Origin of the sequence: Streptomyces sp. NPDC093510 (genome assembly GCF_040683555.1) — a bacterium.
In the GTDB taxonomy this organism is placed as follows: domain Bacteria; phylum Actinomycetota; class Actinomycetes; order Streptomycetales; family Streptomycetaceae; genus Streptomyces.
Map to the genome: position 1 here is coordinate 98,464 of NZ_JBFBEE010000030.1, position 15,291 is coordinate 113,754.

Consider the following 15,291-nt stretch of genomic DNA (forward strand, 5'->3'; position numbering starts at 1 on the left):
CAAGTTGATCCTCGCTAGGTTCGGCGGCATTCCCTTCCCCCGCACGAACCAGAGGAGAACGCGCGTGTTCGAACGGATAGCCGAACTCACGATTCGACGGTCCAGGCTGGTGCTCCTTGTCGCCGCCGCGATCGTGGTCCTCATGGGCGCCCTGGGCGTCGGGGCGTTCGGGAAGCTGCTGGGGGGCGGTTTCGACGATCCGGCCTCCCCGTCCTCCCGGGCCAGGGCCGTCATCGACGAGAAGTTCGGCGGAGAGACGAACCTGGTGCTGCTGGTCCGCTCCACGGAGGGCCGCGTAGACGCTCCGGCCGCCGAGCGCACGGGCCGGGCCCTGGTGGCCGAGCTCAAGAAGGAGCGGGACCTCGGCAACGTGGTCTCGTACTGGGACACGGACAACCCCGGCCTGCGCTCGAAGGACGGCCGCGAGGCCCTCGTGCTCGCCCGCGTGAAGGGGCACGACGCGGAGCAGCAGGAGAACGCCAAGGGCGTCATCGACGCCTACGCCGGAACGTACGAAGGCATGCTCACGGTCAAGGCAGGCGGCAGCGCCGGCGTGAGTCATGAAATGGGCCCGCAGACCGAGGAGGATCTCGTCCTGGCCGAGACCATCGCCGTGCCGCTGATCCTCCTGCTCCTCCTGGTCGTCTTCGGCACCGTGGTCTCCGCGCTGCTGCCGCTGGCCATCGCCCTCATCGCCATCGTGGGCGTGTTCGCCGAGCTCTACGTCGTCGGCAGCGTCACCGACGTCTCCGTCTTCGCCGTCAACCTGACCACGGCCCTCGGCCTCGGACTCGGCGTCGACTACGCGCTGTTGATGATCAGCCGGTTCCGGGAACAGCTCGCGGCGGGGGCGGGCGTGGAGGACGCCGTCCGCACGACGATGAGCACCGCGGGCCGCACGGTCGCGTTCTCCGCCGCCACCGTGGCGGCCGCGCTCGCGGCGCTCATGGTGTTCCCCCAGTACTTCCTCCGCTCGTTCGGCTACTCTGGAGTCGGCGTCGTCGTCATCGCGGCCCTCGCCACCCTGTTCGTGATGCCGGCCCTGCTCACCGTCCTGGGCCACCGGGTCAACAGCGGCCGGATGCCGTGGGCGAAGCCGGGCCGTCCCCGGGCCGGCTCCGGTACGTCCCTGTGGGGGCGGACGGCCCGCACCGTCATGCGGCGGCCCGCGCTCACCGCGCTGCCCGTCCTCGCGGTCCTGCTCCTCGCGGCGAGCCCCCTCCTCGGCATCACCTTCGGCACGGCCGACGAACGGGTGCTCCCCGAGGACGCCAAGAGCCGCCAGGTCTCGACGGCGCTGCGGGAGAACTTCGACGGCAACGACGCGGCGGCCCTGCACGTCGTCATCGACAAGCCCGTGGGCAGGGCCCCGCTGGCGGCGTACGCGGCCCGGCTGTCCGGGCTCGGAGGCGTCGCCCGCGTCGAGACCAGCACAGGCGTCCACACCGAAGGACGGGCCGAGGCGACAGGACCCGGCAACGCGGCGCTCGGTCGCCCCGCCGCGCAGCGGCTCAACGTGGTGAGCACCCTGACGCCGAAGTCGGACGAGGCCAAGGAGCTGGTCGAGAAGGTCAGGACGGCCGCCCCGCCCTCGGGGACGCGCCCCCTGGTCGGCGGAGCCGACGCCGAACTGGTCGACTCCAACGACTCCATCGGCAGCAGGCTCCCGCTCGCCGCGGGCCTGATCGCCGTCACGACCTTCCTGCTGCTCTTCCTGTTCACCGGCAGCGTCGTGCAGCCGCTCCGCGCGCTGGTGCTCAACATGATCAGCCTGGCGGCGACCCTCGGCGTCATGACCTGGATCTTCCAGGACGGCCACCTCTCCGGCCTGCTCGGTTTCACCGCGCAGCCCATGGAGACGTCGATGACCGTGCTGATGTTCTGCGTCGCCTTCGGCCTCTCGATGGACTACGAGGTGTTCGTCACCAGCCGGATCAAGGAACTCCACGAGCTGGGCGAGGACAACGAGTCCGCCGTGGTCGACGGCCTCGGGCACACCGGACGCATCGTCAGCGCCGCGGCCGCCCTGATCGCGGTGAGCTTCTTCGCCTTCGGGACGGCGGAGATCAGCTTCATGCAGCTGTTCGGCCTCGGCAGCGGACTCGCGATCCTCATCGACGCCATCGCCGTACGAGGCGTCCTGGTCCCGGCCGCGATGCGGCTCCTCGGCCGCTCGGCCTGGTACGCGCCGAGGCCGCTGCGCGCGTTCCACGACCGGTTCGGCCTGAGCGAGAACGCCCCCGCGCCCGAGCCGGTGGCCACGCACCGGCAGGAGAAAAACTCGGCGGGAGTCTGACCGGCCCGACCGTGCCCGGCGCCGCCCGGCACGGTCAGGCCTCGGCGGCCGTGAGCTCCCAAGGGCTGGGCCCGGTGCCCTCGCACCAGGCCTGCAGATCCGCCCCGTTCACGCAGACTATGCCGCACTGCCGGGCGTATTCGAGGGCGGGAGCGGTGAAGTCGCTCGTCGTCACGAGTGCCGCTGTGTCGGCCTCGTGGACGGTGAAGCACGTGCCCCCGAAGCGTTGCAGGTCCTGTGAGCCGACCTTGTTGTCCACGCCGTAGCGCTTGCACTGGATGACGACCCGGCGTCCGTCGGGGGCCACCGCCAGGACGTCCGCGCCCAAGTCGTTGGCACCGCCCACGACTTCCACCTCCAGGCACGCGTCGCGGGCGCACAGGTCGGCTATGGCCTGCTCGAAGCCGTCCGCGTCGAGTTCGGTGCAGTCGACCGGGGCGTCGAGCACGACGGTGGCCTCCGCGCCGCCGTCCACCGCGGGCTCAAGGATCACCGGCTCCTGGCTCTCCGCCTCGACGCTCCTCGTCTCGAGGCTCTCCGAGGCCCGCTCGGCGGCCTCCTCCAGCGCCGCGGCCGTACGACGCGCGTACTTCGCCGCGGAGAAGCGGCGCCACCTGGACCGGCACAGGAAGGCGGCCGCGAGCCCCACCATGACGAGCGAACCGATCCACAGCGGGCGGCGCTCGGCGATGTGGGCCGCGGTGCGCACCAGGAACACCGTGCCGCACAGGACGATCGCGACGAGAACGAAGAACAGGGCGGTCGCGCGCAGATCGAAGCGCCGCTCACGGTTCATCGGCCGAACCGGGCGCGAGGGTACGGTCATGCCACTCCCCAACGGTGGACGCAAACGAAGATCACTGGTCTCCGCCTGCCCAAGATCGGCACCGCTAAGACAGACCGGGGAGAGCCCGTCCTGTCGTGGGAAAGGTCTGTTCGGTCCAGATGGTCTTGCCGGAGCGGGTGTAGCGCGTCCCCCACCGCTGGACGAGCTGCGCGACGATGAACAGGCCGCGCCCGCCCTCGTCGTCCTCGCCGCTGTGCCGCAGGTGCGGTGAGGTGTGCCCCCGGTCCGCGACCTCGCACAGCAGGGTGCGGTCACGGATGAGGCGCACCTGGATCGGCCCTTCGGCGTACCTGACCGCGTTGGTCACCAACTCGCTGACGACGAGTTCGGTCGCGAACGACAGCTCGCCGAGTCCCCATCGGTGCAGCTGCCGGGTGGCCAGCTCCCGGGCCCGGCCCGCGGCGACCGGCTCCGCGGGCAGTTCCCACTCGGCGACCTGCGACGTGTCGAGTTCCCGGGTGCGCACGAGCAGCAGGGCGGTGTCGTCGGCCGTCGAGCCGCCCGGCAGGAGTTCCGCCACCGCCCGGTCGCACAGCTCTTCGAGTGAGGCGTGCCGGTCGCTGAGCACCCGGCCCAGGGTGTCGAGTCCGTGGTCGATGTCGCGGTCCCTGGCCTCGACCAGACCGTCGGTGAAGAGAGCCAGCAGGCTGCCCACCGGCAGTTCGATCTCCAGGGACTCGAACGGCAGGCCACCGAGGCCGAGAGGTGGCCCGGCCGGCAGATCGGGGAAGGACAATCGGCCGTCCGGGTCGACGACCGCGGGCGGCAGGTGCCCGGCCCTGGCCATGACGCAACGCCGCGAGACCGGGTCGTAGACGGCGTACAGACAGGTCGCCCCGGTGGTCACATCGGCGTAGGCGCCGCCGGGCGTGCCCGGCTCGCCCGCCTGCTCGTCCGCCGACTGGGCCACCAGATCGTCGAGCCGCGACAGCAGCTCCACCGGGTCCATGTCCATCTGGGCGAACGCGCGGACGGTCGTACGCAGCCGCCCCATGGTGGCAGCCGCCTGCAGACCGTGGCCGACCACGTCCCCGACCACGAGCCCGACCCGGGTCCCGGACAGCGGGATGACGTCGAACCAGTCACCGCCGACCCCCGTCACGTCGTCCGTGGGCAGATAGCGGTAGGCCAGGTCGACCGCCGACTGTTCCGGCACCTGGCGCGGCAGCAGCTGACGTTGCAGGGCGAGGGCGGCGGTGCGCTCGCGGGTGAAGCGGCGGGCGTTGTCGATGGACACGGCCGTACGGGCGACCAGTTCGTCGGCCAGCGCCACCTCACCGCTGTCGAAGCCGGCCGAACCGGCGCCGCGCGTGAAGGTGACGAGCCCCAGGATGCTGTTCCCGGCCCGCAGCGGCACGACCAGGGCCGTGTCGTCCAGCACGAGGCCGCCCGAACAGAGACTGCGGTCCTGCGGCGAACCGACCGGGTACACCACGGACGGATAGGCGGCGGACGGGTGCTCCGCGGGGGCCTGCCGCTCCTGCCGTTCCTGCCGCTCCGTCTCCTGCCGCTCCGCCTCCTCCCGGCCGGCTGCCGCGGCCGGGCAGCGGGCGACCCGCACCAGGGACGTCGCCGCCGAGCCGCTGGTGGCAGGCACCTCGCCCTCCAGCACCGCTCTCGCGAGGTCGACCGTCGCCGACGCGGCGAACTCCGGTACGGCCACTTCGGTGATCTTCTCGGCCGTGACCGTCACGTCGAGGGCGGTCCCGATCCCGCGGCCCGCCTCGACGAGCAGGGCCAGCCGCCGCTGGGCCCTGTAACGGTCGGAGATGTCGAACGCGTCCTCACACACTCCGAACACATGTCCGTCGGCGTCCTGGAGCCGGTAGTAGGCACAGGACCAGAGGTGGTCGGTGTCGGGGTCGCTGGGCGGCCGGCCCTGAAAGTGCAGGTCGAGAAAGGGCTCACCCGTGTCGAGCACGTGCCGCATGACGGCGTCGAGAGTGGGCGGATGTCCCTTGCTCACGAATTTTCCCTCGGAGTACAGCTCATCGGCCCGAGCGCCGCGGAACTCCTCGAACGGCCGCCCCATCTCCCCTTCGTACGCCGCGTTGCACCAGGTCAGACGCAGGTCGGTGTCGTAGATGGCGAGGCCGACGGGCGACTGGGTGGCCAGGCCGTGCAACAGGGCCAGACGGGACTCCCAGAGCCGCAGGTCCCGCAGCTCCGTGGCGACGACGACGCGCACCGGGGCCCCGGCGCCCGCCAGGGGGCACACCGCGGTGGCGACGACCAGCTCGTGCCCGTCCCGGTGCCGGGCGACGCGGATCTCGTTCCCCCGGAACCCCGGAGCGAGGGGAGGGGCCGAGAGCGCGGGCGCCGGACCGGGTGACAGCAGGAACGTGGACAAGGGCCGGCCGACGATCTCCTCCGCCCGGTATCCGAAGAGCCGCTCCGCCGCCGGGCTCCACCCGACGACCGAGTCCCGGGCGTCGACGACCGCCGTGGCCGCCCTGCTGACGTCGAGGGGACCACGGAAGTCAGCACTCCGCTCCACGTTCCATGCCGTCATGACGCCACACCAGCCCCGTTCATTCCCTACAGAATCCGTCGTCCCCGGGACCGGCACAACCGCGGTTCACCCACACACGCGGCATCCGTGGCCACTACAGACGGAGTGGCGCCCTCTGCGGCGTCCGTCGTCCCGGTGAACGCGACTCCCGTCGCATCCGTATCCAGGAGCCGAACGTGCACCCGGCTTCGGCCGCCGGTCGAACCCGGTATCCCCACAGGAGGCGACGAGTTGAGGCACAAGCGAATACCCAGGCGAAAGGCCGTTCTGGCCGGAGCCGCGGTGATGGCCATGGCCACAGCGGGTGTCCTGCTGCAGCAGGCCGGAGCCGCGCAGCCCGGCCAGTCCGACCGGTCCGGTAGGTCCGATCAGGCCGGTCGGTCCGATCAGGCCGGTCGGTCCGGGGCGGAGGGCGCCGCAGAGCCCGCGGCCCGGCGGATCAGCGCGGCATCGGCGTCGAGGCTCGTCGACCGGCTGGCCCCGCGGCTCGGCGATGCCTACGGCGGGGCGTACTACGACAAGGCCGAGAAGCGGCTCGTCGTGAACGTCGTGGGCGATGACGAGGAGGTGAACGCCAAGGTCAGGAAGGCAGGAGCGGTGGCCCGCAGCGTCCGCAACAGCACGGGGGAACTGGGAGCCGCCGAGCGGACGTTGGCCCGCCGGGCCGGCATGGCCGGAACCGCGTGGGCCACCGACCCCAGGACCAACCAGATCCGGGTCACGGCCGACCGCACGGTCACCGGTGAGCGGTGGGACAAGCTGGAGGCGACCGTGGCGTCCCTCGGAGCGGGAATGGCCCACGTGCAGAAGTCCACGGGAGAGTTCAGACTCCTCGCCTCGGGCGGCGACGCGATCTTCGGGGGCGGCGCCCGCTGCTCGCTCGGGTTCAACGTGACGGCCGGGGACGGGCGCCCCGGCTTCCTCACCGCGGGACACTGCGGGGTCGCCGCCCAGCAGTGGTCCGCGGACCCGGACGGCGCGCCGATCGGCACCGTACAGGCGGCGACGTTCCCCGGGGACGGTGACTTCGCGCTGGTCACGTACGACGATCCGGCGGCGGACGCCCCGGGCGTGGTCGACACGGGTGACGGCGCGACCACACCGATCGTGCGGGCCGCCGAGGCGGCGGTCGGTCTCGAAGTGTCCCGGATGGGCAGCACCACGGGGCTCCGCGAGGGAGTGGTCACCGGTCTGGACGCCACGGTGAACTACCCGGAGGGCACGGTGACCGGTCTCGTCCAGACCGATGTCTGCGCCGAGCCCGGGGACAGCGGGGGCCCGCTGTTCACCCGTGACGGGAGCGCGATCGGCCTCACTTCGGGCGGCAGCGGAGACTGCACAGCGGGCGGCGAGACCTTCTTCCAACCCGTGACCACGGCGCTGGCCGCGGTCGGCGCGGAGATCAGTGCCGATGGGGAGGCCGGTGGGGAGGTCGGAGGGGAGGGCTGACTGCGGATGAGCGGCGGCGCCGTGATCTACTCCAACTCGCCCTGATTTCAAGCCAGGGGAGGGATAATGGCGCCGGAGCCTCAAAGGGAAGCGGGAGGGCGATGTGGAATACCCGGACAAGGGGTACCCGACAGCAGATGAAGCAAAGCCCTTGAACGCCTGGCTGACGGTCCGCCCACTGAAGGGCCGGGCCGGTCTGGAAGTGGCCGGGGAGGTCTGCTTGCCCACACAGCCGGTGTGGGAGCGGGCTCTGGAGCAGGTGCCCCGGCAGCAGCGGGCTCCGTACCACTTGGAGCTCTCGGCGTTGACCTTCATCGATGTGGCCGGGGCCACAGCTTTGGCGGTGGCCGCCCAGAACCTGGGCGGCGGCCAGTGGCTTGTACTGGACAGCCCGCCGCCCGCACTGACCCGTCTGCTCGAGCTGTTCTGGCCCGATCTGTCCGCAATCGAGGTGTCCGCCCCATGAGTGCCACAGCTCAGACCGAATCCTTCGTCCACCCGGCGCTGTTCTACCGAGGCGAGGAGGAGTACCTGGCGGGTACTGTGCCGTTCGTCCTCGAAGGGCTTGACGCGGGCGAGGCCGTGGCGGTGGCGGTCCCCGAGGCCAATCTCGACCTCATCCGCACCGGACTGGGCGAGCGGGCCGCCCAGGTGCGGCTCCTCGACATGACGAAGGCGGGGCGCAACCCCGGCCGGATCATCCCGCGGGTGCTGCGCGCCTTCGCCGACGAGCACCCCGACGGCCGGGTGCGGATCATCGGCGAGCCGATCTGGGCCGGACGCACCCCCACGGAATACCCGGCCTGCGTGCAGCACGAGGCACTCATCAACCTGGCGTTCCAGGGCCGTGAAGCAACGATCCTCTGCCCCTACGACGAGCTGCGTCTGGAAGAGACCGTCCTGGCCGACGCCCATGCCACCCACCCCACAGTCATCCGGGCCGGCAGGCAGGACCTGAGCACGGCCTACGCTCCCGAAGCGGTGGTCTCCCGCTACAACCAGCCCCTGACGGCCCCCGACGGCGTGCCGCGGGTGTCCTACACGGCGACGTCACTGTCCGACGTACGGCATCACGCCATACTCCGGGCGACCGAGCTCGGCCTGCCCGAGGCCCGTCTCCAGGACTTCGCCCTCGCCGTGGCCGAACTGACGACCAACAGCGTCGTGCACGGCGGAGGTTCGGGCGCGCTGCGGCTCTGGACCCAGGACGGCCACGTCATCTGCGAGGTCCGTGACGCAGGTGTCCTCGCCGACCCCCTCGCGGGCCGCTGTCCTCCTCCCAGAGCGCAGAGCGGGGGACGAGGGCTCCTGCTGGTGCACGTGATCGCCGACCTCGTCCGAGTCCACACCGACCCGGCCGAGGGCACGACCACACACTGCTACTTCCACTGCTGAAACCGCCGACAACCGCCGACGGCGGCGGCAGGACCCGGCTCCCGTCCTCCACCCCGTCGGCCATCACGGTCGGCGCGACCAACAGCCGGGACGCCCGCGCCACCGGCTGGTCCAACGGCCAGGGCGGCGCCCGAAGGCATGCTCAGCGTTTTGGCGGCAGCCGGTGCAAGGTCACGTCGTGCAGCGCGCCGTCCGAGACGGTCAGGGTGAGGAACGTGCAGTACGGCTGGCGTCTGCGGTCCGTCGGCGAGCCGGGGTTGAGGAGCCGCAGACCGCCGGGGGCCTCCGTGTCCCACGGGATGTGGGAGTGCCCGAAGACGAGCACGTCCAGGTCCGGGAAGCGTTCCGCGCACCGGCGTTCGCGCCCGGTGGCCGCTCCCGTCTCGTGGACGACGCCGAATCGCAGCCCCGCCAGCTCGGCCCGCTCGACCTCGGCGAGCCTGCGCCGCAACGGCGGCCCGTCGTTGTTGCCGTAAACGGCGATCAGCCGCCGCGACCTGGACTCGAACAGATCGAGCGTGGCCTCGTCGATCCAGTCCCCGGCATGGATCACGACGTCCGCCCGGTCGATCCCCGCGAGCAGATCGTCCGGCAGACGCTTCGCCCGCGCCGGCACATGTGTGTCGGAGGTCAGCAGCAGCCGCATGGGCCAAGCGTAGGCCGGTGCGCAATCCCTCGCGCCCCGGAGAGGGGCGGGCGCGGCAGGGTGGAAGAAGGGTTACGAGGGGCTCCGGTCCGAGGCCGGCCAGAGGTAGGGCAGGTCGTCGGGGACGTCCGGGAAGAGCGGGGAGTAGACCTCCGGCGCCTTGCGCACCAGTGCCGACCGGTGGCTGCGGTGGAAGGCCGGGTCCCCCAGCCAGGGAGGGAGCTCGCCGTCGTCGGCGAGCTGCGACTGTTCGCGCACCGAGGCGCCGGGACGGTGCCGGGTGTAGTCGGTGACCAGGGTGGTGGCGCAGGTGTCGGTGCGCCCCTCGGCCACCCACACCGCGCACACGTCGAGGCCGTAGCGGACCAGGGCCTCCTCGTAGCCGGTCCACATGCGCACCGCGGGGTGATGCCGCCATCCGTAGCCGGGCACGGTCAGGCCGCGCAGCACCTGAAGGGCCTCGACCCGCTGTTTGCCCAGGCGGGCCCGGTCGAGGACGGCGGCGGACCGCGTGAAGTCGGAGTACGGGAGGAAGGTCTGCACGCGGAATCCCTACCGCGGCGGACCCGATCCCACCCCTTACCGCACGGGCGATATGGCCGCAGACGCGCCAACTCCGCAGCACGATGAGGACGGCCGGAAGCGGTCTTCTGTTCGGAGGTACACGCTCGCGCGGGGGATCTGTCGAACAGCTGACTAAGGCTTCGCGCCACTTCCGGCGGGCCGGTTGCGTACGGGCATGTTGCGGTGACGTGTCGTCCTGCCCGAACGGCAACCCCGTGCGGCACCTGCCACAGGCGCGTTCCCGACCCCGCGGGAACGCGCCTGTGGCCTGCGGAATGTATTCGGGTGGCCCGGTCTGCGGGGCGTTCGGTACTGGCTTGTTTGTGCCTTTCCTGTGTGGCAGCCCTGCCCGCATAAACGGTGGCTGGATCGAGAAGGTGCCGTTCTGCCGCAGCGGCCCCGATGTTAGGCTCGCCTGTGTCTCATTCCCGTACCTTTCGGCGTGCCAATACAGCCACCTGATTTCGGCCTCGCGTTAATGGCGTGTGGCATATTTAAGGGTGTTGTAGATTTTTAATGTCGAAGCATGGGAAGGTCTTCATCGGTGGTTCGGACTCGGCGCTGAGTTCGTGCGGCAAGAGCTTTTCTGAAGTGTGACAGGAGTAGGCATGCCCCTGGGGTACTTATTCGGCGGTGGCGTCGGGACCGAACCGCACGGGATCGAACTGTATGAGGCGTCACCGCTCGTAAGGCAGCTTTATGAAGAGATATCCGGGTGGACCGGCCTGACGGCCGAGCAGATTCTGCGCGGCGAACTCCCCGAGGAGCGGGAGCGCCGGCAGAGCGCCGGAACCATACGTGAAGCGGCGCTCGCCGTCGCCGTGCACGACCTCCTGGCGGACGCGGGCCTGCGCCCGGACGTGGTCGGCGGACTCAGCCTGGGCGCGATGACCGCCAGCTGTCTGGCCGGCGCCCTGGACCGCAGGGAACTGTTCGCCATGCTGGCCCGCACGGCCGACGCCCCAGGTCCACGGCCCGACGCCGCCGACGAGGGCATGGCCCTCGCCTTCGTCCAGGAGGCGGACGCACAGGCCCCGCCACCCTGGGAGGGGCGCCCCGACGTCTACCTCGCCGGCGACTTCGGTCCCGTCGTGGACGGCTCCCGGCGCATCCTCATGCTCGCCGGCCACCGCACGGCGATCGAGCTCCTGGCCGCCGAATCCGCTCCCGGCACGATCGTCCCGCTGCCCGGCCGGAACATCGCCGTGCACTCGCCGCTGCGACAGCCCTTCCGCGACTTCATCACGCCCCACATGGCCCGGATGCCGTTCACCGCACCCCGCATTCCCCTGCTTTCCTGCCTGGAGCGCGGAGAGCTGAAAACGGCGGATGAAGTGCGCGAAATGTTCGAGCGGAACCCCACCGACCCGATCAGCCTCGTCGACATCTACGAGGGAATGCGGAGTCACGACGTGCGCCTCGGCCTCGTCATGGGGCCCGCCATTCCCGAAGGAATGCTCGCTTTCCCGTTCCCTGTTGTTCACGTGGAAACAACCGAGCATATACAACTCGCCGTCAGTACTGCCTACGATCTCGGAATCAGCTTCTCCGGAGGCGGCTCCGAAACGCGGGAACGCTGATATGTGGGGGGCCGAGAACGCGGCTGGACCCGGAGAATTCTACGTAACCGACCCCGACATACTCGTCAAGAAGTGGCTCGACACCGACATCGACGAATGGACCCGCAGAGTCGTGCGGCGCACCTTCGACCCCGATGACGGAAGCCCCTATTGGCTGAGCCGCCGCGAGCGGCTCGACTTCGACCCGTACGACATCACACGCCACGAGGAACTCGCCGCCTTCGGCCCCTTCCCGCTCGCCGACCTGCGCACCGTGGACCCGGCGGACCTGGTGCCGCGCGCCCTGCGCCGGCCGCTCGCCGGCCGCGTCTGGGACACCGGCGGCACCACCGGCGCCCCCTGCCGCGTCTTCTACACCCCCGCCATGCTCCGCCACCGCGCCGCCTGGCGCCGCTGGTCCTTCGTCCACGAAGGGTTCGAACCCGGCCGCGGCTGGCTCCAGGCGACCCCCACCGGACCCCACCTCATCGGACACGGCGCCTGGGAGGTCGCCGACCTGTACGCGGGCCTGGTGTACGCCATCGACATGGACCCCCGCTGGGTCAAGCGCCTCATCCGCGAAGGCCGCCCGGCCGAAGTCGAGCGCTACACCGACCACCTCCTCGACCAGATCACCGACACCCTCGACCGGCGCGGCATCGACTACATCAACACCACCCCCGCCCTCTTCGCCGCCCTGTGCAGACGCTCGCCCGAACACGTCGCGGCCCTCGCCGGGGCACGCCTGAGCGGCACCCAGATCAACGCCGCCATGCACCGCGACTTCCGCACCGCCCTCGACGGCGGGATCTGCGGCATCAGTTACGGCAACACCTTCGGCAACGCCGCCTTCCTCGGCGACCCGGAGGACGGCGGCCCGCTCCCGTACATGCCGAACTACCCGCAGGTGACCATGGCCGTGGTGCGCAAGGACGACTGGCGCTCGGTCGTCGCACCCGGCGCCACCGGCCAGGTCCGCCTCACCGTCCTGCACGACGACCTCTTCCTGCCCAACATCCTCGAACGCGACCAGGCGGCACGCCACATCGACACCGAGTGGCCCTGCGACGGCGTCGCCGACGTACGGCCGCTCCAGATCGCCAACACCGCGCCCGAGGGCCTGTACTGACGCCACGTCACCTCCGGAAGTCACCCGTCCCGAGGCGGGCCCCGGCTTGAGCAGTGCCCCCGCGCGCCGCCGCGCCCACGTGAGCCGTGCAACCGGCCCGCGCCCCGCAGTCCCTGTCCCGTAGTCCCCTGTGCGTGCTGAGGAGCCATGGCGTGAACGTGCCCGAATCCCCTGCCGGGACCTCCCTCCTGTGGGCCCTGTCCGGCGACAGCAGGGGCGCCCTCGCGGCGCAGGCGCGACGGCTGCGCGACCACCTGCGCACCCGGCCCGAGTGGAGCCCGGCGGACATCGGGCTCGCCCTCGCGCGCACCACGGCCGGCCAGGGGCGGCGCGCGGCCCTGGTCGCCCGGAGCCGCGAGGAGTTTCTGGAGCACCTCGACGCGCTCGCCCACGGCCGCGGCGCCCCCGGCCTCGTCGAGGGGCCGGGCGGCCCCGGCACCGGCGTCGCCTTCGTCTTCCCGGGGCAGGGCTCCCAGTGGCCCCGCATGGCCGCCGAACTCCTCGCCTCCGCACCAGGGTTCAGGAAGCGCGTGGACGCCTGCGCGCAGGCCCTCGAACCCTTCGTCGACTGGTCCCTCATGGACGTGCTGCGCGCCGCCGACGGCGCGCCCGCCCTGGAGCGCCCCGACGTCGTGCAGCCCGCCCTGTTCGCCGTCGGCGTCTCGCTGGCCGGACTCTGGCGCGACCACGGCGTGGAGCCCTCCGCGGTCCTCGGCCACAGCTGCGGCGAGATCTCCGCCGCGGCCGTCGCCGGCGCGCTCTCCCTCGACGACAGCGCCCGCGTCGTCGCCCTGTGGAGCCAGGCACAGGCCACCCTGTCCGGACGCGGAGACATGGTCTCCGTCATGGCCCCGGTCACCGATGTGGCGGCCCGACTGGAGGAGTACGGCGGCCGGTTGGGGGTCGCCGCCGTCAACGGGCCGAGCTCCGTGATCGTGTCGGGCGACACCGACGCCGCCACGGAGCTCGTCGCGCGGCTCACCGCCGAGGGCCTCCACGCACGCCGTATCGCCGTCGGCCTCGCCGCCCACTCCCCGCACATCGACGCCATCGTGCCGCGCCTCCACACCGACCTGGCCCCTGTCCGGCCGCTCCCCGGCGACCTCCCCTACTACTCCGGCCTCACCGGCGACCGCCTCCGGGAACCCGTCCTTGACGCCGACTACTGGGCCCGCAACCTGCGCAACACGGTCCGCTTCCACGAAGCCACCGCGGCCCTGCTGCGCGACGGCCACCACACCCTCCTGGAGATCAGTCCCCACCCGGTCCTCACCACCGCCCTCCAGGCGACCGCCGCCGAACAGAACATCACCGCCCACACCGGAGCGACCCTGCGCCGCGGTCACGGTGATCGCGCCCAGTTCCTCACCGCGCTCGGGGAGGCGTACGCGCACGGCGTCACCCCGGACCGCACGGCCGTCTTCGCCGGACTCGACGCCCGCCCCGCCGAACTGCCCGCCGACCTGTGGGAGGCCGACGACGACACGGACACAGCGGACCCCGGGGCCGCCCTCCGCGACGAACTGGCCCGCCTCACCACCGGCGGACAGCGCGAGCGGCTGCTGCGTGTCGTGGGCCAGGAGGTCGCCGCGGTGCTCGGCGACGCGCGGCCCGTCGACCCCGACGCCACGTTCACCGGTCTCGGCCTCGACTCCGTGACGGCGGTGGAGATCCGCAACCGAGTCGCCGCGGTCACCGGCGCCGGGGCGCTGCCCGTGACCGCCGTCTTCGACCACCCGACCCCGAGGGCGCTCGCCGAGGCCCTCAGGGACGAACTGCTCACCGACCGCTCCCGGGAGGACCGCCACGCGGACCAGGAGGGCCCGGAGGGGCACGGTACGACCGGCGCGGCCCCGGACGACGACCCCGTGGCGATCGTCGCGATGGGCTGCCGGTACCCCGGCGGCGCCGACAGTCCGGAGCGCCTGTGGCAGCTCCTGTCGGACGGCACCGACGCCGTGACGCCGTTCCCCGACAACCGCGGCTGGAGCGCCGAACGGGCCTGCGCCCCCGAGGACACCGCACCCGGCCGCCACTACCAGCGCGAGGCCGGCTTCCTGCACGAAGCCGACCGCTTCGACGCCGGGTTCTTCGGCATCTCGCCCCGCGAAGCCCTCGTCATGGACCCGCAGCAGCGGCTTCTCCTGGAGACGTCCTGGGAGACCCTCGAACGCGCCGGCATCGACCCGCACAGCCTGCGCGGCAGCCGCACCGGCGTCTACGTCGGCGCGATGACGATGGACTACGGCCCCCGCCTGCACGAGGCGACGGACGGCAACGGCCACCTCCTCACCGGCAACACCGGCAGTGTCGCCTCCGGCCGCATCGCCTACGCCCTCGGGCTCGAAGGCGCCGCCGTGACCGTCGACACGGCCTGTTCCTCGTCGCTCGTGGCCCTGCACCTCGCGGCACAGGCGCTGCGCCGCGGTGAGTGTGCCCTCGCGCTCGCGGGAGGCGCGACGGTGATGCCGACGCCGGGCATGTTCGTGGAGTTCAGCAGCCAGGGCGGCCTGGCGGCCGACGGCCGCTGCAAGGCGTTCTCCGCCCAGGCGGATGGATTCGGCCTGGCCGAGGGCGTGGGCGTCCTGCTCCTGGAGCGGTTGTCGGATGCCCGCCGCAACGGGCATCCGGTGCTGGCGGTGGTGCGTGGGAGCGCGGTGAACCAGGACGGTGCGAGCAATGGTCTGACGGCGCCGAACGGTCCGTCGCAGCAGCGGGTGATCCGTGCGGCGCTGGCTGATGCGGGGTTGTCGGCGAAGGATGTCGACGCGGTGGAGGCGCATGGGACGGGGACCACGCTGGGGGATCCGATCGAGGCGCAGGCGCTGCTGGCGACGTACGGCCAGGAGCGGTTGGAGGGGCGGCCGTTGTGGCTGGGCTCGCTGAAGTCCAAC

11 protein-coding genes are annotated in these 15,291 nt (G+C 71.7%); 7 read left to right on the forward strand and 4 right to left on the reverse strand.

The genetic code is table 11. The features are described 5' to 3' along the window. The first annotated feature begins 64 nt into the window (after positions 1–64). On the forward strand, positions 65–2,296 hold the full coding sequence (locus AB0N81_RS35245) for an MMPL family transporter (protein ID WP_365365731.1): 2,232 nt from the start codon (positions 65–67) through the stop codon (positions 2,294–2,296). A 34-nt stretch (positions 2,297–2,330) separates the two neighbouring features. Here AB0N81_RS35245 and AB0N81_RS35250 read toward each other — a convergent pair whose 3' ends face one another. Continuing rightward, a complete protein-coding gene (locus tag AB0N81_RS35250; RefSeq protein WP_365365733.1) occupies positions 2,331–3,122 on the reverse strand; it encodes a restriction endonuclease in 792 nt (263 codons plus the stop codon). Positions 3,123–3,186: 64 nt separating this feature from the next. After that, positions 3,187–5,655 carry a SpoIIE family protein phosphatase gene (locus tag AB0N81_RS35255; protein WP_365365735.1) on the reverse strand — a complete coding sequence of 823 codons (2,469 nt, stop codon included), beginning with the start codon at positions 5,653–5,655 and terminating at the stop codon, positions 3,187–3,189. 231 nt (positions 5,656–5,886) lie between these two features. Between AB0N81_RS35255 and AB0N81_RS35260 the strand changes: the two genes are divergently transcribed. The 3 genes from AB0N81_RS35260 to AB0N81_RS35270 all read left to right on the forward strand — a co-directional run bounded on the left by AB0N81_RS35260 (position 5,887) and on the right by AB0N81_RS35270 (position 8,499). Continuing rightward, the gene (locus AB0N81_RS35260; RefSeq protein WP_365365737.1) at positions 5,887–7,104 is read left to right on the forward strand and encodes a S1 family peptidase; all 1,218 of its coding nucleotides are present in this window, start codon (positions 5,887–5,889) and stop codon (positions 7,102–7,104) included. 103 nt (positions 7,105–7,207) lie between these two features. Continuing rightward, a complete protein-coding gene (locus AB0N81_RS35265; protein ID WP_365365739.1) occupies positions 7,208–7,570 on the forward strand; it encodes an STAS domain-containing protein in 363 nt (120 codons plus the stop codon). Next, positions 7,567–8,499 carry an anti-sigma factor RsbA family regulatory protein gene (locus AB0N81_RS35270; RefSeq protein WP_365365741.1) on the forward strand — a complete coding sequence of 311 codons (933 nt, stop codon included), beginning with the start codon at positions 7,567–7,569 and terminating at the stop codon, positions 8,497–8,499. The genes AB0N81_RS35265 and AB0N81_RS35270 overlap by 4 nt, the downstream gene beginning before the upstream one ends. Positions 8,500–8,641: 142 nt before the next feature. Here AB0N81_RS35270 and AB0N81_RS35275 read toward each other — a convergent pair whose 3' ends face one another. After that, positions 8,642–9,145, reverse strand: coding sequence for a metallophosphoesterase (locus AB0N81_RS35275; protein WP_365365743.1), 504 nt, complete (start codon positions 9,143–9,145; stop codon positions 8,642–8,644). Between the two features lie 72 nt (positions 9,146–9,217). After that, the gene (locus AB0N81_RS35280; RefSeq protein ID WP_365365745.1) at positions 9,218–9,688 is read right to left on the reverse strand and encodes an MSMEG_6728 family protein; all 471 of its coding nucleotides are present in this window, start codon (positions 9,686–9,688) and stop codon (positions 9,218–9,220) included. Positions 9,689–10,317: 629 nt separating this feature from the next. Here AB0N81_RS35280 and AB0N81_RS35285 point away from each other — a divergent pair. The 3 genes from AB0N81_RS35285 to AB0N81_RS35295 form a co-directional block, all read left to right on the forward strand. After that, complete coding sequence (locus AB0N81_RS35285; RefSeq protein ID WP_365365747.1) at positions 10,318–11,289, forward strand: ACP S-malonyltransferase; 972 nt, start codon at positions 10,318–10,320, stop codon at positions 11,287–11,289. A 1-nt stretch (position 11,290) separates the two neighbouring features. Further along, positions 11,291–12,397 (forward strand): arylcarboxylate reductase, encoded by a 1,107-nt coding sequence (locus tag AB0N81_RS35290; protein WP_365365749.1) that lies wholly within the window; start codon positions 11,291–11,293, stop codon positions 12,395–12,397. Between the two features lie 152 nt (positions 12,398–12,549). Next, positions 12,550–15,291: beta-ketoacyl synthase N-terminal-like domain-containing protein (locus AB0N81_RS35295; protein ID WP_365365751.1), on the forward strand; the 2,742-nt coding region annotated here is incomplete at its 3' end.

What these genes read in the sequence shown, in the direction of transcription:
- AB0N81_RS35290 (WP_365365749.1), top strand. Translation starts at nt 11,291, where the DNA reads ATGTGGGGGGCCGAGAACGCGGCTGGACCCGGAGAATTCTACGTAACC.
- AB0N81_RS35275 (WP_365365743.1), bottom strand. Translation starts at nt 9,145, where the DNA reads ATGCGGCTGCTGCTGACCTCCGACACACATGTGCCGGCGCGGGCGAAG.
- AB0N81_RS35270 (WP_365365741.1), top strand. Translation starts at nt 7,567, where the DNA reads ATGAGTGCCACAGCTCAGACCGAATCCTTCGTCCACCCGGCGCTGTTC.
- AB0N81_RS35250 (WP_365365733.1), bottom strand. Translation starts at nt 3,122, where the DNA reads ATGACCGTACCCTCGCGCCCGGTTCGGCCGATGAACCGTGAGCGGCGC.
- AB0N81_RS35285 (WP_365365747.1), top strand. Translation starts at nt 10,318, where the DNA reads ATGCCCCTGGGGTACTTATTCGGCGGTGGCGTCGGGACCGAACCGCAC.
- AB0N81_RS35255 (WP_365365735.1), bottom strand. Translation starts at nt 5,655, where the DNA reads ATGACGGCATGGAACGTGGAGCGGAGTGCTGACTTCCGTGGTCCCCTC.